The organism is Oribacterium sinus (genome assembly GCF_014202695.1).
GTDB lineage: Bacteria > Bacillota > Clostridia > Lachnospirales > Lachnospiraceae > Oribacterium > Oribacterium sinus.
In genome coordinates, this window is the sequence record NZ_JACHHH010000002.1 from 248,695 (window position 1) to 271,983 (window position 23,289).

The window sequence follows — 23,289 nt, forward strand, 5'->3', positions numbered from 1 at the left end:
ATAAATAATAGTGGAATAAATTTCTTTTTTAAAAATAATAGTAGAAAAAACCTAATCACTTTGTTAAAATGGGAAAACAGCAGGAGAAAATCCATGAGTTTTTGACAAAATTTATGGTTTCACGAGGGAGGAAAATATGAATACTATGTTTATGCTGGTGCCCGTATTGGGCGTATTGGGTCTTTTGTTCGCTTTTTTTCAGGCACAGAAGATTCAGAAGGAAGATTCCGGTAACGAGAGGATGAAGGAAATTGCCCATGCGATTGCAGAGGGTGCACAGGCCTTTCTCTTCGCGGAATACAAGATTCTTCTTTTTTTTGTTTGTAGCCTTTTTCTTTGCATCGGTTTAGGAACAAGAAGCTGGCTTAGCGGAGCGGCTTTTGTCTTCGGTGCTTTGCTTTCCACATTGGCAGGATATTTCGGAATGCGTTCCGCAACCGCAGCCAATGTTCGTACTGCAGAGGCGGCAAGACAGTCCGGAATGAAGAAGGCTTTATCCATTGCCTTTTCCGGCGGTTCCGTAATGGGAATGTCCGTAGCAGGCTTTGGTATTTTCGGCTTGGGACTTTTCTACTACTTCACTAAGGATGTAGGTGTGCTTTCCGGATTCTCCCTGGGAGCTTCCAGCATTGCCCTTTTCGCCCGTGTAGGTGGAGGAATCTATACCAAGGCAGCCGACGTTGGAGCAGACCTTGTGGGTAAGGTTGAGGCGGGAATCCCTGAGGATGACCCCAGAAACCCTGCGGTTATTGCGGACAATGTAGGAGATAACGTAGGTGACGTTGCCGGAATGGGAGCTGACCTTTTCGAGTCCTATGTAGGTGCTTTGGTTTCTGCTATGACTTTAGGCGCACTGGCTTTTCAGGATAAGGGAATTGCCTTTCCTCTGCTTCTTGCAGGATTATCCTTACTGGCTTGTATCTTAGGAAGCTTTTCCGTAGTTATGATTGGTGGAGAGGATCCCAGTAAGGTATTAAAGACTGCCAGCTACTCTGCTGCAGTGGCAGTTATTGTATTTGCCTTTGGTCTTTCCAACTATTTCTTCGGAGACTTCCATGCAGCTTTGGCCGTTACGGCAGGATTGATTGCAGGATTATGTATCGGTGCCATTACCGAGTATTACACATCCTCCAGCTATGCTCCTGTAAAGGAAATTGCGAAGCAGTCTGAAACCGGATCTGCTACCAATATTATTTCCGGTATGGCTATCGGAATGCGTTCTACAGCTATTCCTATTTTGTTGATTTCTGTAGCGATTTTTGTATCCTTCAGTCTTTTAGGACTTTACGGTATTGCTTTATCCGCTGTAGGTATGCTTTCCACAACAGCAATCACCGTTGCGGTAGATGCTTACGGCCCCATCGCGGACAATGCCGGCGGTATTGCGGAGATGGCAGGTCTGGAAGAAGGTGTTCGTAAGATTACCGACCAGTTGGATGCAGTAGGAAATACAACAGCAGCTATGGGTAAGGGATTTGCAATCGGTTCCGCAGCCTTAACAGCCCTTGCATTATTTGCATCCTATGCGGAAGCTGTACAGTTAAAGAGCATCAATGTTTTGGACAGTAGGGTATGTATCGGACTCTTTATCGGCGCTATGCTTCCCTTCCTCTTCTCTGCATTTACCATGAGTTCTGTAAGTAAGGCAGCATTTGCCATGATTTCCGAGGTTAGAAGACAGTTTAAAGAAAAGCCGGGCATTATGGCAGGAACAGAGAAGCCTGACTACAGAACCTGTGTAAGTATCTCTACTCATGCGGCATTAAAGGAAATGATTGTTCCCGGTGTGCTGGCAGTTATTGCACCGTTGGCTATCGGCTTACTCCTTGGTGCTGAGGCTCTTGGCGGACTTCTGGCAGGATCTTTGGTTTCCGGTGTTATGATGGCAATCTTTATGTCCAACTCCGGTGGAGCTTGGGACAATGCTAAAAAGTACATTGAAGAAGGTCACAACGGCGGAAAAGGATCTGAAACCCATAAGGCTGCGGTTGTAGGAGATACTGTAGGAGATCCTTTCAAGGATACCTCCGGACCTTCCATCAACATTTTGATTAAGTTGATGACCGTAATTGCATTGGTATTTGCTCCGCTCATTATGACTCTTGGCGGAATTTTATAAAAGTGCTATACTATGAGGAGTATTCTTTATAAGTTGTTTATAAAGATAGGACAAAGTGGCTAAAATACTCCGACATTTAAATAAATTTTTGTAAAAAAATAAAGCAATCTGTATATCCTCTTTGGAGAAGATGAGGAACAGAGTCTTTGGTAAATTCAAAAATTGTCAGATTAGAAAAGCCATTTATCCGAATTCGGATAGGTGGCTTTTGCTTTTAAAGAGTGGCTTTGGATGCAGGAGGATATTTTAGCAAAGCAGAAGAGGAGGCTTCGTATGAAAATCAAAATTGGCTTAGTGCCAAGACTGATCATTGCCATCATTTTGGGTATTCTTGTTGGTCAGTTTTTCCCGTTGTGGTTCTGTAGAGGTATCGTTACTCTTTCAGGCGTGTTTAGTAGCTTTTTAAAGTTCGTTATTCCCTTGATGATTCTTGCTTATGTTACCATGGGAATTGCAGACCTGTCTCAAGGAGCAGGGAAGCTCCTCCTGATTACCGTTTGTCTGGCTTACGGCTCTACCTTGGTTGCAGGAACTGCATCCTATGTGGTATCCAGTAACCTTTTCCCCAGCTTTATGTCTCCGGACGCTTTGGATCAGATTGCAAAGACTGCGGATAATTCCGTTTCCGGATACTTTAGCATTGCTCTTCCCCCATTATTAGATACCCTTTCTGCAGTGGTATTGGCCTTTATCATGGGACTTTGCCTTTCTTCCATGAAGGGGAAGGAAATTGGAAATGACCTTTACAATACCATGAAGGATTTTTCCGGCATTATTGATAAGGTACTGCATACCGCTATTATCCCTCTGCTTCCTTTATATATCATGGGAACCTTTGTGGATATGACCTACTCCGGAAAGACCTTCGCAATTTTGAGCATTTTGTGGAAGGTATTCTTAACCGTAATCTGCATGCACTTAATCTACATCACTGTGCAGTTCTTTATTGCAGGAACCGTTGCCAAGAAGAACCCGATTACTTTAATCAAGAATCAGATTCCGGGATATACAACCGCTTTGGGAACCCAGTCCTCTGCGGCAACCATTCCTGTAAACCTGGAGTGTGCAAAGAAGGATGGAGTATCTGAGCAGATTCGTAACTTCGTGGTACCTCTCTGTGCCAACATTCATATGTGCGGATCCATGATTACCATCACAGCCTGTGCAACTGCAGTATGTCTGATGAACAACCTTCCAATTTCCATCGGAACCGTTGTACCTTTCATTATGACTCTTGGTATTGCGATGGTGGCAAGCCCCGGTGCTCCCGGCGGATCCATCATGACAGCACTTCCTTTCCTCTACATGATTTTCGGTAAGGAAGCAGGAGATCCCAACGGCCCCATCTGTGCCATCATGGTGGCTTTATACATCACCCAGGATTCCTTCGGAACCGCTTGTAACGTATCCGGAGACAATGCCATCGGTGTTGTAGTCAATGAGATTAACGAAAGACTCTTTGCAAAGAAGGCGTAAAGAATTAACCGCCTGCGAAAGCAAATCCCGAAATGCAGAGCTTTTTTGGATTTGGAAATATTTACAAAGATATTATAAACAAAACATAAGAAATTGAAGAAAAAGGGAGTGTGCTTGCTATACTCCCTTTTTTTCTACTTTTATTTATGGTATATTTTACTAGGAAATAAAACGATTTTTAGATAGATTTTGTCGTTTGGAATAAGCGGGGGAGAAGTATTGCCCGTTGTTCCCGGATGGAAGAAAATACCGTGTTAAGTTGAAGCTATCATAAAACACAAAGGAGAGCTTATGAACGTTTTTAACATTATCGGTCCGATTATGATCGGGCCAAGCAGTTCCCATACCGCAGGTGCTGTTCGTCTGGGAAGAGTAGTAAACAAGGTGGCAGGCTCGGATGACTTTAAGGAGTTGGATATCGAGCTGTCCGGTTCTTTTGCCAGAACCTACAGAGGGCATGGTACGGACAGAGCCTTACTTGCCGGCATTATGGGCTATCACAGCTATTCCGAAGAGATTCGGGATGCTTTGCAGATTGCCAAGGATAGGGGGATTGATTATCGTTTCATTGAAAATGATATTCCCGGAGCTCACCCCAATACCGCCCGCATCCATTATGTTCTTCGGAACGGACAGGAGGGTACGGTGGAAGGTGCCAGTATCGGTGGAGGAAACATCCGGGTAGATGTGATTAACGGTTTACGGGTGGACTTTACCGGAGAAAGCAATACCATTCTGGTGCTGCATCGGGATAAGCCTGGCATGATTGCGCTGGTTACCCAGATTATGTACGATAAATATAAGGATTTGAATATCGGCAACTTCCGTTTAAGCCGTCCGGAAAAGGGTGGAATCGCCTTAATGACTATCGAAATAGACCAGATGCCGCCGGAAGAACTGATGGACGAAATCAATAAGCTTCCCAATGTGGAGAATGCCTTACTGATTCGTGCAATTTAGTGTTCATTAGAGCTTATTTACTATAGAGCATTTATTGTGGAGAATTGATTAGATAAAGCATTTATTATAGAGCATTTATTATAGAGCATTGATTAGATAGAGCATTCATTAGATAAGCTGCGAGACTATTTGGCGGTGCATTGGCTACCAAAGAAAGGTCTACGGCAGGAGGAAAAAATGATTAAATACGATACAATTAAAGAAATATGTGATAAGGCAGAGGCACGGGGAATCAAGATCAGTGAACTTTGCCTGGAAGACCAGTCAGAGCAGATGGGGCTTCCTAAAGAGGAAATCTACGAAATGATGGAGAAGAATTTCGATGTGATGGTGGACTCCGTTGGAAAGGGTGGGGATAAGAATCTCCGTTCCACTTCCGGTCTTACCGGAGGAGAGGGAGCAACCATGCTGGAATATTCTCAGAAAGCTCAAGGCGGTTTGATGGGAGAATTTATGACCAAGGCTATCGGCAGGGCGATGTGCGTGTCCAACTGTAATGCAGCTATGGGTAGAATTGTGGCAACCCCTACTGCCGGATCCTGCGGAATCTTGCCCGGATGCCTGGTTTCCATGTATCAGGACAAGGGCTATAACAAGAAAGACATTGTAATGTCTATATTTACTGCAGCGGCTTTTGGAATGGTCATTGCCAAGCAGGCCTCCATTGCCGGCGCTGAGGGAGGATGTCAGGCAGAGTGCGGTTCCGCTTCCGGTATGGCAGCAGCATCTTTGGTGGAGCTTATGGGAGGGAGTCCCAAGGCTTGCGGAGATGCTTTAGGAATGTCCTTGGTGAACCAGATGGGCCTGGTTTGTGATCCGGTGGCAGGCCTTGTGGAAATTCCCTGTGTTAAAAGAAACGTATCCGGAGTAGTGATTGCCTTTTCCTCTGCGGATATGGCTCTGGCAGGAGTAGAGTTGAAGATTCCTGTAGATGAATGTATTGCGGCGATGAAGTCGGTAGGAGACAGCATGTCCAGCGCCTTGAAGGAAACCGCCATGGGCGGCTTGGCAGCAAGCCCCACAGGAATTCGTTTAAGAAAAGAAGTCTTCGGAGAATAAGCAATAGGGGCTATAAAATTCAAATTTAAATACAGTTTATGCAGTATAGGTCTGAAAAGGGGTAGTCTGAGCCCACCGGTACTTGCGAAAAACGAAGGCACTGATGTTTTTCGCTTAGTACCGCAAGGACAGACTTTTCATCAGAAAAGTCGTCCTGTTGCAGACCAACTTCCGAAGGAATTTGCTTTGCGAAGCAAAGTGAGCAGTAGACAACAAGTCTACTGCTCAGTCAGGGCGAGGCTAGCGAGAGCGTACCCCAACTTCAGACCTATACTGCATAAATAGATATTATTATCGCCGCCATTGCTTTTCTTTATGGAGATTTCTTTTTTCTTAAGACTTATTCCTTTCTACTTTTCTGACTAGCCAAGGGGAGGTCTAGGGCGTACAATAGGAGGCACTAAGATAAAGAGAGGAAAATGAGGACATGGCGATAAATGCACAGAAGAAAATACTACCGACAGCAACAAAGCAGACAGGAAGAAGGGAAAGAAGCTTAAAAAGCAATTATTTTCAAAAGATTGCCCTTGGGCTTCTTTTTTCCGGAATTCTGACATTTTCTCAGGCAGGGAAAGGCTTTGCGCTGGATCGTTTCCTGGCGGGAACCCATGGAAACGGCATTCCCATCGGAGGCAAGACTGTAGAGGAGGCCAAGGCCTATCTGGAAGGAGCATATAGTCAGAATTATGTCCTTTATCTTATAGGAAGAGAAAAAACGGAGGAGATTTCCGGACAGGATATCGGCTATCATTTACAGGCAGCCACCAATCTTCCGGAAATTTTACAGAAGGAAGCGGAAAGTGGAGCCCAGGGAAGCCCGGACCAAAGAATCGATTATTCTTTGGAAGGCAGTACCGCAAGCTATGACACCGTAAAATTGAAGGAAAAGCTGGAAGCGCTTTCCATGGTCAAGGATGCCAAAGAGACCAGAACTGCCAGCGTGGTGAAGGAAAACGGAGTATACACCATTATTCCGGAGCAGGAAGGAAATTCTCTGAATTGGGACAGACTTTGGGCAAGGGTGGAAAGAGCTCTGCAAAGAGGAGAGAATACGATTCAGCTGTCAGATGACGGAATCTATGATGCCATCACCCAGAGAAAGGCGGATTTAGAGGGCAAGGTTGATGCCATGAATAAGCTTTCCTCTGTGACGATTGTTACCAACATTTTAGGAAATAAGGAAAGCTTGACGGGAGAGCAGCTACAGGAGATGGTTACCGGCGTGAATGCTTCCGGACTAAGCTTCGATGAAGAGAAGCTTCTGGCTTATGCCCAGTCTTTGGAAAATAAGTACGGAAATCTTGGAAATACCGTGTCCTTCCATTCTGCCAGCGGAAAAGACATTGCCATGAATACCCCCTATGGCTTACACATCAACGTGGCGGCGGAAAGGGATGCGTTACGGGCTGCCATTTCTTCCCTGCAAAGCCAGGAGAGAGAGCCGGTTTATGCTTATAGGCCTGCACAGTATGCCCAGCCCCAGTTTGGAAATACTTTCCTGGAGATTGATCTGGGATTGCAGCATGTGTATTACTATGAAAATGGCGCATTGACCTGGGAGAGCCCTACGGTAACCGGGATGCTTACCGAGGATCGTGCTACCCCTAGTGGTGTATTCTTCCTAAAAGGAAAGGAAACCAACAGAACTCTGAAGGGAAAGATGGTGGACGGAAAGCCGGAATATGAGGCTCCTGTGTCCTATTGGATGCCCTTTAACGGAAACATCGGTTTACATGATGCGACTTGGCGTTCCAAGTTCGGTGGAAACATTTATGTGAAGAATGGTTCCCACGGCTGCATCAATCTGCCGAAGAACAAGGCGGCAGAGCTTTTTGCCAAAATCCAGAAGGGATGCCCGATAGTGGTTCATCCATAAGAGAAAGAAAGTAAGAAAGTAAGGAAGAGTGTAGTTATCGGAGGCTTAAGGCTTTCGTTAACTACACTTTTTTTAATTATCGGTACAGTTGTCAAAAGAACAATGTTCCTGCAAGCAATCCTGTATTGCACTTTGAGTTGTTGGGCTTAAGATCAAAAGAAAAAAATAATAAAAAGTCTGGATAATAAAAGGAAAATGGTTTAAGATAATGTCCTTACAAGAAAACTCAGCACAGTATGAAATACAGAATATAGAGTGGTATAGAAAAGGGGTGGCTATGCAAACAAAGAATATTATGGTGAGAAGGTATATCGGAATGCTTTTGGGTGTGCTGGTGATTTCCATCGGTATCGCCCTGTTTAAGGAGTCTCATTTGGGAAATGACCCGATTTCCGCCTTAAATATGCGTTTGGCAGAAATCTTCGGGATTTCATTGGGACAGCAGAATATGATAGCCAATGTGCTGTTTTTCATGGTTCAGCTTGCTTTCGGACGAAAGTATATCGGTGCGGGAACCTTTGCCAACGGCATCTTGGTAGGCTATATCGTGACTTTCTTCTATGATATATTTACAAAGCACTTCGGCTATGCGGAGGAGCACGGCTTGGTAGTACAGTTGATTTGGGTAAGCCTTGCGGTGGTGGTGACTTCCTTCGGCGTTTCTCTATACCAGACAGCGGATCTGGGGGTTGCACCCTACGATTACCTTTCCTTGGGCTTAAGAGATAAGACTAAGAAGCATTATTACGGATGCAGAATGTTAACAGACGGTTTGGCGGCTCTTGGCACTTTTCTTACCGGAGGACTGGTAGGAATCGGAACCTTGGTTTCCGCCCTTTTCCTGGGACCGATTATTCATTTCTTCGACGTGCATTTTTCCGAGAAGTGGATTGGTTATACTCCCGGCGGTGAAAAGGCGGAAGAAGAGCGGGATTTAGAGAAGGAAAGCAAAGAATAAAGAGAGAAGAAAAGAAAAGTTTAAGAGAGATAAAAAGTAAGGAATAAAAAAAGAGAAAAGCATGGAATCAAAGAAAAGAAAAATGTTAAGAAGAGAATTTTCTTATGACTAAAAAAATAGAACTATTTTACCAAAGAAGCGTAAAATTGCTTCCAAAATAAGGAAATGTCAGAATTTCGTAAAAAACACGGGATGAAAATGTAAAAACACTAGGCAGTTTTGTAAGAATGCGTTAGTGAATCTTCATCTTGTGTTTTTATTTTCGCCACATTTTCTCCCTAAAATGGCAAACTGTAACACAAACCAAAAAGGAGAGTTTATGCAGGACGCGAATTTTACAGTAAAGAACAATAAAACAGAAGAGGGAAATTCCGTAAACGGGAATTTAGGAAAAGCGAATCGGAAAGTAATGAGAAGAAGCGCTCTTAAATTTGGGAAGAAAGGCTTAGCCCTTGCCCTTGCTCTGATGAGTTTGAGCGTGAGCACTGCTTTCACTGCTTCCGCAAGTCCAAAGGAAGAGGAGCTTTTGGTATTTTCCGAGGAGGGTGCTATCATTTCTCAGGAGGATCAGTCCACTACTTTATTTTCCGACGATGTTTTGGTGGGAGATACTGTCAGCAGAAGTCAGCAGATTGTAGATTATGCAACCCAGTATATCGGCAGACCTTATCGCTACGGCGGAGTAAGCCTTCTTCACGGATCGGACTGTTCCGGCTTCTTAATGGGAATCTTCGGACACTTCGGCATCGGCCTTCCCCATTCCTCAGCAGAGATTGGAACCTTGGGAACCAATGTAGGTTCTTTGGCAAATGCGATTCCCGGTGATGTTTTGGCTTATGCAGGTCATGTAGGAATCTATTTAGGAAACGGAAGAATGCTTTTCGCATTAAATTCCCGCTCCGGTGTAACCATTGAATCTGCAACCTATAAGCCTATTAAATCCATTAGAAGGTTCGTATAAAAATATTTTTCTTTAAAAAATAAGAAAATCGCTTATACTCTATATCATACCGCCGATATTACTATCACAAGGATAAAATTCCTAAGAAAATTATCCCCTCAAATAGTTATCAGGTTCTCCTAGTAGAATGTGTGTGATAAAAAAGTCCACGAAAGTGGCAAATGCGGCAAAAAGCCCCGGAATGCTGAGCTTATCAGCGTCCCGGGGCTTTTTGTATCCGGATATTTTCGGAAAGTCTTACTGAATTCTGAAAAACTCTTACAGTTCTCTGGACGGTATTGCATTTGCCCTTGAAAAGCTGATAAGCTAGCGAAGTTAAAGATGATGGAGGAAGTATGGAATTTCAGAAGAAAGGGCGAAGAGTCGCCGTCCTGACTGTCTTGTCTTTGAGCCTTATTTGCGGACAGAGTGTAAGCTATGCCGCAGGCCCCGGGGACAGTTTGGGAAAAAATGCAGGGAACAGCACAGGAAGCAGTACAACGAGCAGCACGCAGAGCAGTACGAGCCAGAGTAGCACCACTTCGGGGGCTTTGGACTACTCCGGTTGGTACGGTTATACCAATGCGGACGGCTCCGATTTAAAGTATCTGGAAAAGGGAACCGAGGTTTCCAAGTTTCAGAATGAAAACGGCCCCATTGACTGGGATGCGGCGAAGAAGGACGGATTGGACTTTGTCATGATTCGAATCGCCTACGGCACCAAGGAAGACGCCTATTTCGATGAGAATGTAAAGGGCGCCCAGAAGGCCGGTATTAAGGTGGGAGCCTACCTTTGCTCCACCGCGAAAAATATGGACGACGCCTTGGCAGAGGCCAAGCTTACCGTAAAGAAGATTAAGCCCTATAAGTTTGAATATCCGGTGGCCTATGACCTGGAGGTCGGCTCCATGCTTTCCGACGGCCTTACGAAGGAAGGGCTTACCGCCATGACCAACGCCTACTGTAAGAGGGTGAAGGATGCGGGATTTATTCCTATGGTCTATGCCAATAAAACCTGGCTGACCAAGCACATGAATTTATCGGATTTGCCCTATGATGTGTGGTTTGCGGCCTATCCCTTGGATCGGGTGTATCGTCCGGTAGAGGGAAGTACCACCACCATTTGGCAGTCCAGTGAAAAGGGTGTGGTGCGAGGCATCAAAGGACTGGTTACCACGGAATTTTCCTGGAAGGCTTACGGCGGAGGCAATCCTTCCGAGAAAAATGCCGGAAAGTCCGGCAGTGCTTCCGGGAACAGCTCCAACAATGGCGGAAATTCTTCTAATAATTCCTCCGATAATGGAAAAAACAGCAATAATTCCAATAACGGAAATTCCGGAAAGAATGGCGGCAATAAAAACGGCAACAATTCCGGCGGTGCTTCCGGAAATAACTCTTCCGGAAACAACTCTTCCAATGGGGGAAACACAAGCCTGAATAAGGAAGAAAACAGTACCATCAGTACCGGCGGGCCCACAGCAGAGTCTCAGGCCGCTGTGGAAAACGGCTGGGTACAAAGCACTCCCGGAAAGTGGCAGTATAAGGAAAATGGAAAGGCTGTCACCGGCTGGAAAAAGGTATCGGATAAGTGGTACTTTATGAATTCCGACGGAAATATGCAGACCGGCTGGGTGAAGGATCAAAACAGCTGGTATTTCTTAGATGACCAGGGGGTAATGCGAAGCGGCTGGATCAAAGATAACGGAAACTGGTACTTCCTGAAGGACAGCGGGGCAATGGCCAAGAACTGGCAGAAGGTCTCCGGAAAATGGTATTGGCTTTCCGAGGACGGCGCAATGCGAACAGGCTGGAGAAACCTCAATAATGTATGGTATTATATGGAGGATTCCGGCGCGATGGTAGCGGATACCACGAGAAACATTAACGGAGTGGACTATCGTTTTGACGCCTCCGGTGCCTGGCTTCCTTAAGAAGACAAAGCTTCCGGTGAGCAGTTTACAAAGGATAGAATAAAGCTTCCGGCGAGCGGTTCACGAAGGATAGAATAAAGCTTCCAATGGGCGGTTCACGAAGGATAGAATAAAGCTTCCAATGGGCGGTTTTTCTAAAGATAATACAATGTCCTACTATCGCCGATGAAGATAAGGGAAAGTAAGGCTTCTCTTAAGGAAATAAGACGCTTGAAGAAAGGGTGTATCATCCGAAAAGGAATTAAGATGCTGGAAGAAAAAGCGTAAAATTCGAAAGAGAATGAAAAATAAGAAAGAGGAGAATACTATGCTAAAGAAAAAAGAAAGCATTTTCAAAACAGCAGGAAAGAAGGCTCTGGTTTTGGGGCTGGCAATGTGTGCTTTGTGGAGCATTCCTGCATTTGCAGAGGATAAGCCGGTAAGCCGTGTGCAAATCGACATCAGCCCCAGTGAGGATTTGGAGCTGGAGTCCGGTAAAACCTATGCCAAGCCTGAGGCTGTGGCTATGGACAGCGGCTACGAGGTTTCCGGATTTTCCATTGACGGAAAGAATCAGGGCTCTCCCAAGAAGCCCTATACCTATACCATTTCCGTGAAGGCGGAGGGGGGAAATGTCTTTGATGACAATACCGTGGTAGAGGTTCGAGGTGCCTATGAGATGGCGGTAACCGAGAAATCCAAGAGCAGCATTAAGCTTAAGGCAAATGCCTATCCCTTCACTATTTTGAAGGAACCGACAAACTTTACCCAGGACGGAACTTTGATTCGTTGGGGAAAGGTGGATTACGCTTCCGGCTATGATGTAGTGATTTACTACACCACCAAAAACGGAGACGACAAGGTAGCGAAGAAGTCCGTAAACGGTACCAGCATTAACGTGAAGTCCTATTCCGAAAACGGAAAGGAATTTGATCATATTGCCGTAAGAGCAAAATACGACAAGAAGGACGATTTGGCTCAGTATATTGCGGATTCTCAGTATGTGGAGCCCTCCGGAGATGTGGACGGAGAGTATTCCGATGACGGCTACATTTTCAACCTGATTACCTTGAAAGCAAAGGGTATCAGCAAGGGTAGCTTCAAAGAGTACAGTGCCAAGAAAAAGAAGAAGACTGCGGCAGAGAAGGCTCAGGACAATAAGAAGAGGCCTTCCAATGATTACTATGGAAATAACGAGGACAGCAGTAATGCTTCCGGCGGCCCCTCCGGTGCGGTTTTAGGCTGGAGACAGAACGGAGAAGACTGGTATTTTGAGGAGAACGGTCAGCTTTCCAAGGGCTGGAAGCAGATTAAAGACCAGTGGTATTTCTTCGATGAGGATGGAAAAATGCTTACCGGCTGGAGAAAGATTGGTGAGCAGTGGTACTATCTGGATCAAAATGCAGCAAGTGCCGGTGCGATGCTTAGCGGATGGGCATTTTTAAATAATCAGTGGTATTATTTGGAGCCAAAGGCCGAGGGACAGGGAAAGATGCTCAGCGGTTGGCAGGAAATCAACGGACAGTGGTACTATTTCCAACCGGAGAACGGTGCAATGCTTAGCGGATGGCAGAATATCGGAGATAAGTGGTACTTCTTGAATGTGAATAAGGAAGGTGTTCCTGCAGGCGCTATGCTGAAGGATACCGTGCAGGATGGCTACACTATCAACGCAGAAGGTGTTCGGCAGTAAACAAAGCGGTTTTAGAAGTATGCTGTTTGAGACAGATAGGGAAAATTCTTGCTTTCTATGAGGAAGGATTTGTAACCTTTGGGAGAGATAATCTGTCTTCGTAAAAGAGACTATTTTCGATATGTTTGCGGCCCTTATTGCAAAAGAGTATAGCTTGACTGTGGCAGCAAAGGAGAATTCAAGTTTTTCATGGCAAAGGAGTTAAAATGAAGAAAAAAGCTTTAGCAGTGGCATTGTTATTAAGTGGAACTTTGGCTTTCCACGGACAGGCTTTTGCGGATGAGTACAGTAACGGTACCATTCAGGGAGAAGCGCTTCCCAACGTGGTTCATGGCGTAAATCAGCAGGCTTCCGGAAGCCCCAAGGCGCCTTGGCAGGATGCTTCCTTAACCCAGGCGGCTAACAACGGTTCTACAGTTAGCAACAGTACAGCAAGTAACGGTACAGCAAGCAATAGCGCGGCTAATGCAGGAAGCTCCTCCGAGAGCAGTACCCAGGGCGCTACTACAAGCAATGCTCCTTTAAATGTGCAAAACGGTAGCACTACCCCAACTTATACCGACAGTACCATCGGTTTGGGCGGCGCCAGCATTACCATGATTAAGGGAGAACAAAGCGGACAGCAGATTTCCATTGTAATTGAGAGCAATGACGGCAGCTTAATCGTAGTGGACGGTGGTTTAAAGACCAATGCTCCCTACCTTGCAAAATACATTAAGGACAGAGGGGGAAAGGTAGCAGCTTGGCTCCTTACCCATCCTCATGAAGACCATGTAGGCGCTCTTGCAGTAATTCTTGAGCAGCAGAAGAAGGAAGGTCATCCGGATTATTACAACATTGACCCGGGACAGATTTACTACGGTTTTCTGCCATTGGCTTACTATGAGCAGTATGAGCCTGCTCACCGTATTCCCATGATGAAGGAAATTATGGAAGACCTGGCCCAGTACGACAGTGCAAAGCGCCATGAAAGCTCCCCTGCAGGAACCAGCTTCACCTATGGCAATGTGGCAGTAGAGGTTTTGAACACCCCTTATTCCATTCCTATCGACACAGGAAACAACAGCTCCGTTTGCTATATGATTACCATTAACGGAAAGAAGCTTCTGATTACCGGAGACCTTCCCTATGAAGCGGCAGGGAAACTGATGGAAGAAAGAGGCGCCGATAAGCTTAAGGCGGATATCGTGCAGATGGCTCATCACGGACAGCACGGCGGATCCTTTGCCTTCTATAGTGCGGTACATCCCAGATACGCTTTATGGCCCAGCTCTCAGGAGCTTTGGAACAAACGTAAGGATGCCTTCACGGAAGACCAGGAAAGCTATACCGTAGCTTTGACCAAATTCTGGATGAATAAGCTGGGTGTGGAGAAGAACTTCGTTATGGCGGATGGAAACTGGGTACTGAAGTAAGGTGGAAAAGCCCTGTGCCCATAAAGAAAAAATGCTGTATCCTACAGAAATAGTTTTGTATCGTTGAAGAGAAAAAGCCTCCTATCCTTAGAGAAGACTTGCTTTTTTACCCAAGAATCTTTATACTTAAGAGAAAGTTTTTGGGGAAAGGATAAAAATATGGAACAGTGGAATGTAGAAGCTTTCAGAGATAGAGCAAAGAAGTTCACAGAAGATGCAAGAGCATTAAGCAATGATTTTCAATATGCCATTGGCTTAAGAGAGAAGCAGAAAGAAGGAGAAGATATGAAGAAAAAGATTTGTACCGTACTGGCCATCATCGGTGGAATCATCGCTTTTTGCGGATTGGCTTACGGTGTATATCGTTTGCTTGCTCCGGATTATCTGGAGGATTATGAAGACTACGATGATTTAGAGGATGAAGATTATCTGGAAGAGGAATAATCTTATTGCATAGTGCTTTGAGCGAAAGAAAAAGAGGCAGTAGCCTCTTTTTTTATGGGAGAGAGTAGAGGATAGTTTCTTTCAGAAAGGGTCAGGAGAAATGGAAAAAAATACTTTGGATATGAAGTCACAGGAAAATGCAGCTTCAATAGAGCAAGAAGCAGGAAGAGTGGAGGAAGCTAGCATCCCACAGGAAAAACACTGGTGCCAAAATCAGGATCGTTGCGGTGGCTGCTTTTATCAGGAAATTCCCTATGAAGAGGAAGTGGCGAAAAAGGAGCAGGAGATTCGAGACTTATTTAATCCGGTGATTCAGGGAGACTATCTTTTTGAGGGTATCATTTCCTCTCCAAAGAAGGAGGCCTATCGGAATAAGATGGAATTTTCCTTTGGGGATCAGGAAAAGGATGGTCCCCTTTGCTTGGGATTGCACCAAAAAAGAAGCTTTTTTAACATTTTAAATACGGAAGACTGCCGCCTGCCCCATCCGGATATGGGAGAGATTTTACTGGCTACAAGACTGTATTTTCAGGAAAAAGGTCTGAGATACTACCATAAAAAGCGCCATGAGGGCTATCTTCGCCATCTCTTAATCAGAAGGGCGGAGAAGACGGGAGAGATTTTACTCTCTCTGGTGCATAGTACCCAGCTTCCTGCCGAAGAGGAAGAAAAGATTTTAAGCGGCTGGAGAGATAGGCTTCTTTCCTTGGAAAAGGAAGGAAAGTTGGAAGGTAGCTATGCGGGCATTTTACATACGAAAAATGACAGCTTGGCGGATGCAGTAATTAACGACGGAACAGAGACTCTCTTCGGAAAAGACTATTTTTACGAGGAGCTACTTGGTTTAAACTTTAAAATTACGCCTTTTTCCTTCTTCCAAACCAATACTCTGGGTGCAGAAAAGCTCTATGCCAAGGTACAGGAGTATTCCAGCTTTTCCGAAAATGCAGAGGAGAAGCCTGTGATTTACGACCTTTATTCCGGAACCGGCACCATTACCCAGCTGATGAGTAAGGTGGCAAAGCAGGCCATCGGGGTGGAAATCGTGGAAGAGGCAGTGGAAGCCGCCAAGGAAAATGCCAAGGAAAATAAGGTGGAGAACTGTATCTTCTATGCCGGAGATGTGCTGAAGGTGCTGGAGGCAGGGCAGGGAGCGACTGAGCTTCCCTATCCGGACTTTATTATTGTGGATCCTCCAAGAGACGGAATGCATAAGAAGGCCTTGGAAAAAATCATTTCCTACGGAGTGAAGCGACTGGTCTATGTGGCTTGTAAGCCAAAGAGCCTGGCAAGAGACTTGGAAGCTTTACAAAATGCCGGATATAAGGTACAAAAGTTATGTGCTGTAGATATGTTTCCCAGAACCAATAATTGCGAGGTGGTGGCGTTGTTGGAGAAAGAGGAATCGTAGTTTGTATATATAGTAGTAAGGAGAGAAAAGGTGTTAAAAAGAATTTTAAATATTTCATTGGCTTATGTTGGAGTTGTTATCGGTGCCGGATTATCCTCCGGTCAGGACTTGATGCAATACTTTGTCAGTTTTGGTAAGTGGGGGATTATAGGAACCATTGTTCTTGGTATCATAAGTGTAGTTTTTGGTAAAATTATCATTACGCTAGGCAGTTATTTCCGATCTAATGATCACTCTGAAGTTCTTTCACAAATAGCCGGACCGATTACGAATAAAATCCTTGATATAGCTTTAATCGTTTCTTGCTTTGTAGTCGGTTTAGTTATGATTGCCGGAGCCGGTTCAAACCTTAATCAGCAGTTCGGTCTCCCATTTTGGGCAGGAGGATTGTTGTGTGCTACACTAATAATCATTGTCAGCTTTCTTGATTTCGAAAAAATTACTGGTGTACTTGGGATATTTACACCCATAGTTTTTATCATGATTATAATTATTGCAGTCCACACTTTTACAAATCGGAGCTTTGATTTCGATGAATTAGAAGCAATTTCAGCCACAATCCCTAGTCCAATGCCAAATGTATGGATTTCTTTACTAAATTATTTTGCACTTGCGGTAATGACGGCAGTCCCCATGGCTTTTGTACTAGGCGGATCCATTATGAGGATTGGTGTGGCAGAGAAAAGCGGTATTTTGGGCGGTCTTGGTGTTAGCATTATTATTACTGTTGTAACTTGTGTCTTATATGCAAATGTTAAACTAGCTTCTACAGTTGATATGCCCATGTTAGCAATCGCTGAACAGATTCACCCCATTTTTTCGCTAATATATGCTTTTGTCATCTATGGGCTAATTTTTAATACAGCTTTCAGCTTATTCTATGCATTGGCAAAACGCTTCTCTTCCGACAATCCTAAGCGTTTCTATCCCATTTTGATTGGTACTGTAGTAATAGGATATGCGTTATCCTTTATGGGCTTTAAAGAATTAGTGTCTATTATGTATCCAATTTTGGGATATATTGGCTTTGTGATGCTTGCGATATTAACTATTGCATGGATAAAAGAAAAATCAAATATAAAAGGCGAGAAATTTTTAAGACGTAAAATGATACGATTGATTACTAAGAAATATGATGATAATCAAGATTATACAATTAAAGATAAAGAAAAATTTCATCAGCTGGGCGAAGATTCAATTGTTGATACGCAGAGTATTAAGAGTGATATTAAGGATCTTGTTAAAGAGAAATTTAACGATGATACAAGATAAATGATGGATGGTTTTGTGCATTGAGGATAGTTTTTTCTTAGATCAATATAATATTCATACACTTTGTCCATAAACTTTGTTATACTAGAATCATAAATTAGTTTTTTCATACCATAGTAATAGCCAAGGAGAAATAGAGCTTGACTTAAATCTACAGTATGAGAAAAAGAACACTTGAGTGATTGAGACATCTAAAGGAGGATTTATGTTTGAACAGGTAAAATTAGACTATGCTTTTGATGCTTTGGAGCCCCACATTGATACATTAACTATGGAGACTCATTATGGAAAACACCATGCAGCATATACGAAGAACTTTAATGAAGCAGTGGATAAAGCAGGTCTTAGCAATAAATCCGTAGAGGACATTCTATCTTCTCTATCCTCTGTATCTGATGAAGCCTTAAGAAACACTTTACAGAACAATGGTGGCGGGTATTACAATCATAATTTGTATTTTTCTATTTTGAGCCCTAAGAAAGATACAAAGCCCAGTCCGGCGTTGGAAGAAGCTATTAAGAGAGATTTCGGTTCTCTTGATAAGCTGATAGAGACTTTGCAGAATCTTGCTTTAGGACAGTTTGGATCAGGCTGGGCATTCCTTTCCGTAGATAAGGAAGGAAAGCTATATGCCACCAAGGCAGCAAATCAGAATAATCCCTTTATGGAAGAGGGAAAGCATACCCCAATATTAGCTTTAGATGTATGGGAACATGCCTATTATCTAAAGTATAAGAATTTGAGAGGAGATTATGTAAAGAATTTCTTTGAAGTTTTGGATTGGGAGAAGGTAAGCAAAAATTACGAAAATAGCAGAGCCGAGTAAATCAGGCATTCTCCTTTGAGATGTAGCTCTAAGCCCTTTTTGAAAGACGATAGAACTTTAACTCTATCGTCTTTTTTGTAGTTAAAAAAGGAAGAAAACAATCCGGAGAACAGGGAGCGATTACTTCTGTTCAAGTCTCCCTTTGGGCAATAAAAAAGTCTTCTATGATTTGTTTTTATCATAGAAGACCTTTAATTCTTAACAAGTGATGCAGGCGAAGCCTGAGACATATTGTTTAAATTTATTGAATATCTATCCGGGCTACTTCTGGTCTTTGTTTACAACATTTTTGACACCTTCAATGGTTCCGTCAATGGCATCTTTAACATCTTCAGCAACTTCTTTTATTTTAGAGGTTACCTTTTCAGCAGCACCTTCTTTTTCTATTTTTTTGTCGCCGCTTACTTTACCTAAACCTTCTTTTAATGCGCCTTTTGCTTGATCAATTTTATCTTCTAATGACATAGTTATTTCTCCTTTCGAATCATTTATTCAAATTCATCTTCTACACTGTTTTTAACACCGTCAACCGCTCCGTCTATAGCGTGTTTAACATTTCTAGCAACGCCACGCACTTTAGCAAATACTTTTTTAGTCGCTCCTCTTGTTTGGAGTCTATTGTTACCGATTCCTTTTCCGATACCTTCTTCTAATGTTCCTACAGCCTGATCGATTTTTAATTCCACTTTATGGAAAAAAACAAAGAAGACTGAAACAACAACTAGTGCAGATATAATAGAAGATATCAATGAAATTACAGCTATATTCTTGCTACTAATTCCTTTATCTACTCCCTCCTTTAATGTTGTTATAGCTTGGTCAATTTTTTCTTCTATTGACATATGCACCTCCTTCTTTTGCGTAAATTTCATCAAAAAAGATAAAATCTCAGATACGATTAGTTATATTTGCCAGTATAACACACAAAGAACGTCTATTTTCTAAAAAGATTATGAATGTTTTTTACCAAAGAAAAATGATACGACGGCAATAACACATACAGCTCCAATGATAGAGGGTACTAATGACATTCCAGCTAGAGTTGGACCCCATGTGCCAAACAGTGTTTGACCAACGGATGAACCTATCAAACCTGCAAGGATGTTGGCAATTAGCCCCATTGCTCCACCTTTTCCTGTAATAATTCCTGCAATAAAACCTATAAAGCCTCCTGCAATAATTGACCAAATCATATTTTTGTCCTTTCTAGTTATCCTATACATTTGTTATTAAATTCAAAGTATAAGATGCTTTTATTCATAACGAGTATCGCTCGCAAAGCGTGTGATATCTCATTGTAGTTATGCATTATTATACAGCATTTATGTAAACAATAAAAATAAATTATATTTGATACTAGATAAAAAATATTTATACATCAAGTTAAAAAGAGTGCAAGTAAATAGCTGTATCAACGCACAGTATTGACATTTGTTCTAGACAACCTATAATGAAAAATAAACAACGGGGAGCTCATTGAGAGCTGAGAGTGGATTGAACAATCCTGACCCATAACCTGATTTGGATAATGCCAACGTAGGGAAATAGTCCGCTAAGGGACAGGTACTTATGATTCTTCATTCTGCATCTCATGAGACCATGAATTCTACGCTATCCTTTTTGGGGATGGCGTTTTTTATTCTTAACAAGTGTCGCTCGCGTAGTGTGCGGTATCTCGTTCCACTTTATTCTGCTTATATTTCTCTCCTAAAGTGTGTGAGACCTCATATGTCAGGAAATAGGAGGTCTTGCCTATCAGGAAATATAAGGTCTCGTCCATTAAGAAGCCGGCAAAGAAGTTTACAGAAAGAAAGGAGCTAAAAAGTGAAGGAATGTTTGGAAAATGTCAGAAGGAAAGCCCCATTGGTGCATAATATTACAAATTATGTAACGGTAAATGATGTGGCAAATGTAATCCTGGCCATAGGTGCCAGTCCGATTATGGCGGATGATAGGGAAGAGGTGGAAGAGATTACTTCCTTATGCGAGGGGCTAAACATCAATATCGGAACCCTGAACCAAAGAACTATAGAGGCCATGCATTTGGCAGGAAAGAAAGCCAATGCTCTTCAACATAAAATTCTCTTGGATCCTGTGGGAGCCGGAGCTTCCGCTCTTAGGACGAAAACAGCCCTTTCCTTAATGAAGGAAGTGCATTTTGATGTGATTCGGGGAAATGTCTCCGAAGTGAAAGCTTTGGCATTGGGAAGCCAATCCACAAAGGGCGTGGATGCGGATGCTGTGGATGTGGTGAGAGAGGAAAATCTTCAAAAGATGCTATTCTTTGCGAAAAAATATGCACAAAGTTTTGGTACTATCCTTGCCATTACAGGGGCAATCGATCTGGTGACGGATGGGGAAAAGGCTTATGTTATTCGGAATGGTTGCCAAGAAATGAGTAGGATTACCGGTACAGGTTGCCAGCTCTCCGGATTGATTAGCGCATTTCTAGCGGCAAATCCGGAGAATGCCTTGGAAGCAGTTGCAGCAGCCACCTGCGCTATGGGGCTTGCCGGAGAAATCGGGAAGGCCCATTTGCTGGAAGGGGAGGGAAATGCCACTTATCGGAATCGCATTATAGACGCTGTCAGCCTGATGACAGGGGAGGAGCTGGAAAAAGGAGCGAAGTATGAAATTCGATAAAGACTCCCTTTTACTGTATGCGGTGACGGATCGACATTGGCTTAAAGGAAGAAGCTTAAAAGAAGATGTGGAGTCTGCCTTAAAGGGTGGTGCAAGCTTTATCCAGCTACGGGAAAAGGAAGACATGGCTTTAGACCACGATGCCTATCTTCAGGAAGCCTTGGAAATAGGACGGCTGTGCAGAAGCTATGGGGTTCCCTTTGTTTTGGATGATGAGGTGGAACTGGCTATAGAAGCGGATGCGGACGGTGTTCATGTGGGGCAGGAAGACATGGAAGCGGGGATGGTTCGAGAAAAACTGGGAAAAGAGAAAATCTTGGGGGTATCGGTACAGACCGTGGAGGAAGCTATTCTTGCAAGGGAAAGAGGGGCGGACTATCTGGGCGTGGGGGCAGTGTTCACTACAGGCTCCAAAAAAGATGCGGTGGATGTGAGTTTTGAAACCCTAAAAGCCATCTGTGAGGCGGTGGATCTTCCGGTGGTAGCCATCGGCGGTATTAGCAGAGAGAATGTGATGGAATTAAAGGATAGCGGTATTGCAGGGATAGCCGTGATTTCTGCAATTTTTGCAAAGCCGGATATAGAGGGGGCTACGGCGGATTTACGAAAGCAGTGCCTAAAGGCGCTATTTCCGGAAAAGGAGCGATAGGAGATTAAAGCTTTCTGTTGGCTGGAAGAATGATAGAGCATAAACCGACTCTCAATCAGGAAAATTTAGGGTGGCAAGGTACTCTTAAAAGAAAGAAGGTAGGAAAATGAGAACAGCATTAAGTATTGCAGGAAGTGACTCCAGTGGCGGTGCGGGCATTCAGGCGGATATCAAAACCATGACCATGAACGGCGTTTATGCCATGACAGCCATTACCGCCTTAACGGCACAGAACACCTGTGGCGTGAGGGGGATTGTGGAAACAAGTCCGGATTTTCTGGGACAGCAGTTGGATGCGGTTTTTGAAGATATTTTCCCGGATGCAGTAAAGATTGGGATGGTCTCCTCAAAGGCACTGATTGAAGTGATTGCGGAAAAATTGAAATTCTATGGGGCTAAGCATGTTGTTGTGGATCCGGTAATGGTGGCAACCAGCGGCGCAAGACTTATAGAGGATGGGGCCCTTGATGCCTTAAAAAGGAAGCTTCTTCCTTTGGCTACGGTCATTACCCCAAACATTCCGGAGGCGGAAATCCTGACGGATAGCAGTATTAAAGATGCCGTTGGGATGGAGCAGGCAGCTCGCAGTCTTTCAGAAAAATACGGATGCTCAACCCTGGTAAAGGGAGGACACAGTATTAATGAAGCCAATGATGTGCTGTTTACTATAGGGACAAGTAAAGAAATCTGGTTTCAAGGGAAAAGAATTTCAAATCCCAATACCCACGGTACCGGCTGTACCCTATCCAGCGCCATTGCTGCCAACCTTGCCAAGGGCATGGAATTGGAAGAGGCCATAGAGAATGCCAAGGCTTATCTTTCCGCTGCTCTGGCAGCCATGCTGGATTTAGGGAAGGGTTCAGGCCCCTTGGCACATAATTACAAAATTTTAAGTGAATCGTAAAGATGAAAAGGAGAGTATAGTAATGGAAAAGACAAGAAAACAAAAATTTGACGGATTTGCCAATCTTTATGACGAGTGGTTTATGAAGAACGAAAATCTGTTTACCAGTGAACTGAGACTTTTTGAAAAGGCTCTAGGAGACATTCAGGGAAAGAAGATCCTGTCCGTAGGATGCGGAAGCGGACTTTTTGAGAGTTACATAGACAGTTCCCATATTGAAGGTGTTGAACCATCAGAAGATATGGGGAAGATTGCGGAGAAGCGGGGCGTGAAGATTCTTCAGTATGGCCTGATTGAGGATGTGGAACTAAAGGAGGAGAGCTATGACATCATCTATTTTAACGGAAGCTCCAGTTATATAGAAGATTTAAGTCCTGCTTACGGAAAATGCCTGAAGGCTTTAAAGAAAGAGGGAAAATTGATTCTGTTGGACGTTCCCAAGGAGAGTGCCTTCGGATTTATGTATCTTCTGGCCAAGAGTGTAAATAGCTATGAGCATGAATACTTGAAAGGTACTATGCCGGACTTGCCTTATCCCCTTGGCTTGGTATCCACGGGAGTGTGGCATACCACGGAAGAGAAAATTAAGGTTTTGAAAAACCTGGGCATTCAAAACTTTTCCTTCTACCAGACCCTTTTGAAAAATCCCATGTATACCAATGAGGAGCCGGAGGAAGTAGTAGAGGGCTATCAAAGCGGAGGATATGTTGCCATTATTGCGGAAAAGTAAGGGT

General features: G+C 43.7%; 21 protein-coding genes and 1 riboswitch. Of the genes, 18 read left to right on the plus strand and 3 right to left on the minus strand.

The genetic code is table 11. The annotated features are described in order from the left end of the window. Positions 1 to 136 precede the first annotated feature (136 nt). The 14 genes from HNQ46_RS02825 (at position 137) to HNQ46_RS02890 (ending at position 18,359) form a co-directional block, all read left to right on the plus strand. Positions 137 to 2,119 carry a sodium-translocating pyrophosphatase gene (locus HNQ46_RS02825; RefSeq protein WP_183682738.1) on the plus strand — a complete coding sequence of 661 codons (1,983 nt, stop codon included), beginning with the start codon at positions 137 to 139 and terminating at the stop codon, positions 2,117 to 2,119. A gap of 273 nt (positions 2,120 to 2,392) precedes the next feature. After that, positions 2,393 to 3,595: a dicarboxylate/amino acid:cation symporter gene (locus tag HNQ46_RS02830; RefSeq protein WP_243155818.1), complete on the plus strand. Its 1,203-nt coding sequence runs from the start codon at positions 2,393 to 2,395 to the stop codon at positions 3,593 to 3,595. A gap of 291 nt (positions 3,596 to 3,886) precedes the next feature. Then, positions 3,887 to 4,555 carry an L-serine ammonia-lyase, iron-sulfur-dependent subunit beta gene (gene sdaAB, locus HNQ46_RS02835; RefSeq protein WP_007156949.1) on the plus strand — a complete coding sequence of 223 codons (669 nt, stop codon included), beginning with the start codon at positions 3,887 to 3,889 and terminating at the stop codon, positions 4,553 to 4,555. A 177-nt stretch (positions 4,556 to 4,732) separates the two neighbouring features. Further along, complete coding sequence (sdaAA, locus tag HNQ46_RS02840) at positions 4,733 to 5,614, plus strand: L-serine ammonia-lyase, iron-sulfur-dependent, subunit alpha (RefSeq protein WP_183682744.1); 882 nt, start codon at positions 4,733 to 4,735, stop codon at positions 5,612 to 5,614. A 427-nt stretch (positions 5,615 to 6,041) separates the two neighbouring features. After that, the gene (locus HNQ46_RS02845) at positions 6,042 to 7,490 is read left to right on the plus strand and encodes a L,D-transpeptidase family protein (protein ID WP_183682747.1); all 1,449 of its coding nucleotides are present in this window, start codon (positions 6,042 to 6,044) and stop codon (positions 7,488 to 7,490) included. 277 nt (positions 7,491 to 7,767) lie between these two features. After that, the gene (locus tag HNQ46_RS02850) at positions 7,768 to 8,448 is read left to right on the plus strand and encodes a YczE/YyaS/YitT family protein (RefSeq protein WP_183682751.1); all 681 of its coding nucleotides are present in this window, start codon (positions 7,768 to 7,770) and stop codon (positions 8,446 to 8,448) included. 319 nt (positions 8,449 to 8,767) lie between these two features. Continuing rightward, on the plus strand, positions 8,768 to 9,409 hold the full coding sequence (locus HNQ46_RS02855; RefSeq protein ID WP_243155819.1) for a C40 family peptidase: 642 nt from the start codon (positions 8,768 to 8,770) through the stop codon (positions 9,407 to 9,409). 335 nt (positions 9,410 to 9,744) lie between these two features. Next, positions 9,745 to 11,319, plus strand: a complete 1,575-nt coding sequence (locus HNQ46_RS02860; RefSeq protein ID WP_183682754.1) for a GH25 family lysozyme — start codon at positions 9,745 to 9,747, stop codon at positions 11,317 to 11,319. A gap of 307 nt (positions 11,320 to 11,626) precedes the next feature. Further along, positions 11,627 to 12,991 carry an N-acetylmuramoyl-L-alanine amidase family protein gene (locus tag HNQ46_RS02865; RefSeq protein WP_243155820.1) on the plus strand — a complete coding sequence of 455 codons (1,365 nt, stop codon included), beginning with the start codon at positions 11,627 to 11,629 and terminating at the stop codon, positions 12,989 to 12,991. A gap of 206 nt (positions 12,992 to 13,197) precedes the next feature. Then, positions 13,198 to 14,406 carry a ComEC/Rec2 family competence protein gene (locus tag HNQ46_RS02870; RefSeq protein ID WP_183682757.1) on the plus strand — a complete coding sequence of 403 codons (1,209 nt, stop codon included), beginning with the start codon at positions 13,198 to 13,200 and terminating at the stop codon, positions 14,404 to 14,406. Between the two features lie 159 nt (positions 14,407 to 14,565). Next, on the plus strand, positions 14,566 to 14,850 hold the full coding sequence (locus HNQ46_RS02875; protein WP_040649015.1) for a hypothetical protein: 285 nt from the start codon (positions 14,566 to 14,568) through the stop codon (positions 14,848 to 14,850). A gap of 100 nt (positions 14,851 to 14,950) precedes the next feature. After that, positions 14,951 to 16,261 (plus strand): 23S rRNA (uracil(1939)-C(5))-methyltransferase RlmD, encoded by a 1,311-nt coding sequence (rlmD, locus tag HNQ46_RS02880; RefSeq protein ID WP_243155821.1) that lies wholly within the window; start codon positions 14,951 to 14,953, stop codon positions 16,259 to 16,261. A 30-nt stretch (positions 16,262 to 16,291) separates the two neighbouring features. Then, positions 16,292 to 17,533, plus strand: a complete 1,242-nt coding sequence (locus HNQ46_RS02885; protein ID WP_007156937.1) for a YkvI family membrane protein — start codon at positions 16,292 to 16,294, stop codon at positions 17,531 to 17,533. A 205-nt stretch (positions 17,534 to 17,738) separates the two neighbouring features. After that, positions 17,739 to 18,359: a superoxide dismutase gene (locus tag HNQ46_RS02890; protein WP_040648721.1), complete on the plus strand. Its 621-nt coding sequence runs from the start codon at positions 17,739 to 17,741 to the stop codon at positions 18,357 to 18,359. A 261-nt stretch (positions 18,360 to 18,620) separates the two neighbouring features. On the opposite strand, the gene HNQ46_RS02895 is transcribed toward HNQ46_RS02890, so the two are convergent. The 3 genes from HNQ46_RS02895 to HNQ46_RS02905 all read right to left on the minus strand — a co-directional run bounded on the left by HNQ46_RS02895 (position 18,621) and on the right by HNQ46_RS02905 (position 19,552). Then, positions 18,621 to 18,824, minus strand: coding sequence for a CsbD family protein (locus tag HNQ46_RS02895; protein WP_183682763.1), 204 nt, complete (start codon positions 18,822 to 18,824; stop codon positions 18,621 to 18,623). A gap of 23 nt (positions 18,825 to 18,847) precedes the next feature. Beyond that, complete coding sequence (locus HNQ46_RS02900; protein WP_050768749.1) at positions 18,848 to 19,201, minus strand: hypothetical protein; 354 nt, start codon at positions 19,199 to 19,201, stop codon at positions 18,848 to 18,850. 108 nt (positions 19,202 to 19,309) lie between these two features. Further along, the gene (locus HNQ46_RS02905; RefSeq protein ID WP_040648719.1) at positions 19,310 to 19,552 is read right to left on the minus strand and encodes a GlsB/YeaQ/YmgE family stress response membrane protein; all 243 of its coding nucleotides are present in this window, start codon (positions 19,550 to 19,552) and stop codon (positions 19,310 to 19,312) included. Between the two features lie 262 nt (positions 19,553 to 19,814). Continuing rightward, a riboswitch (TPP riboswitch) is annotated at positions 19,815 to 19,921 on the plus strand. A 262-nt stretch (positions 19,922 to 20,183) separates the two neighbouring features. On the opposite strand from HNQ46_RS02905, the gene thiM reads away from it, so the two are divergent. The 4 genes from thiM to HNQ46_RS02925 all read left to right on the plus strand — a co-directional run bounded on the left by thiM (position 20,184) and on the right by HNQ46_RS02925 (position 23,285). Beyond that, a complete protein-coding gene (gene thiM / locus HNQ46_RS02910) occupies positions 20,184 to 21,002 on the plus strand; it encodes a hydroxyethylthiazole kinase (protein ID WP_183682766.1) in 819 nt (272 codons plus the stop codon). After that, positions 20,989 to 21,651, plus strand: a complete 663-nt coding sequence (thiE, locus tag HNQ46_RS02915) for a thiamine phosphate synthase (RefSeq protein ID WP_007156932.1) — start codon at positions 20,989 to 20,991, stop codon at positions 21,649 to 21,651. The genes thiM and thiE overlap by 14 nt, the downstream gene beginning before the upstream one ends. Before the next feature lie 106 nt (positions 21,652 to 21,757). Next, positions 21,758 to 22,555, plus strand: a complete 798-nt coding sequence (thiD, locus tag HNQ46_RS02920; RefSeq protein WP_183682769.1) for a bifunctional hydroxymethylpyrimidine kinase/phosphomethylpyrimidine kinase — start codon at positions 21,758 to 21,760, stop codon at positions 22,553 to 22,555. A 22-nt stretch (positions 22,556 to 22,577) separates the two neighbouring features. Next, on the plus strand, positions 22,578 to 23,285 hold the full coding sequence (locus tag HNQ46_RS02925; RefSeq protein WP_183682771.1) for a class I SAM-dependent DNA methyltransferase: 708 nt from the start codon (positions 22,578 to 22,580) through the stop codon (positions 23,283 to 23,285). The last annotated feature ends 4 nt before the right edge of the window (positions 23,286 to 23,289 follow it).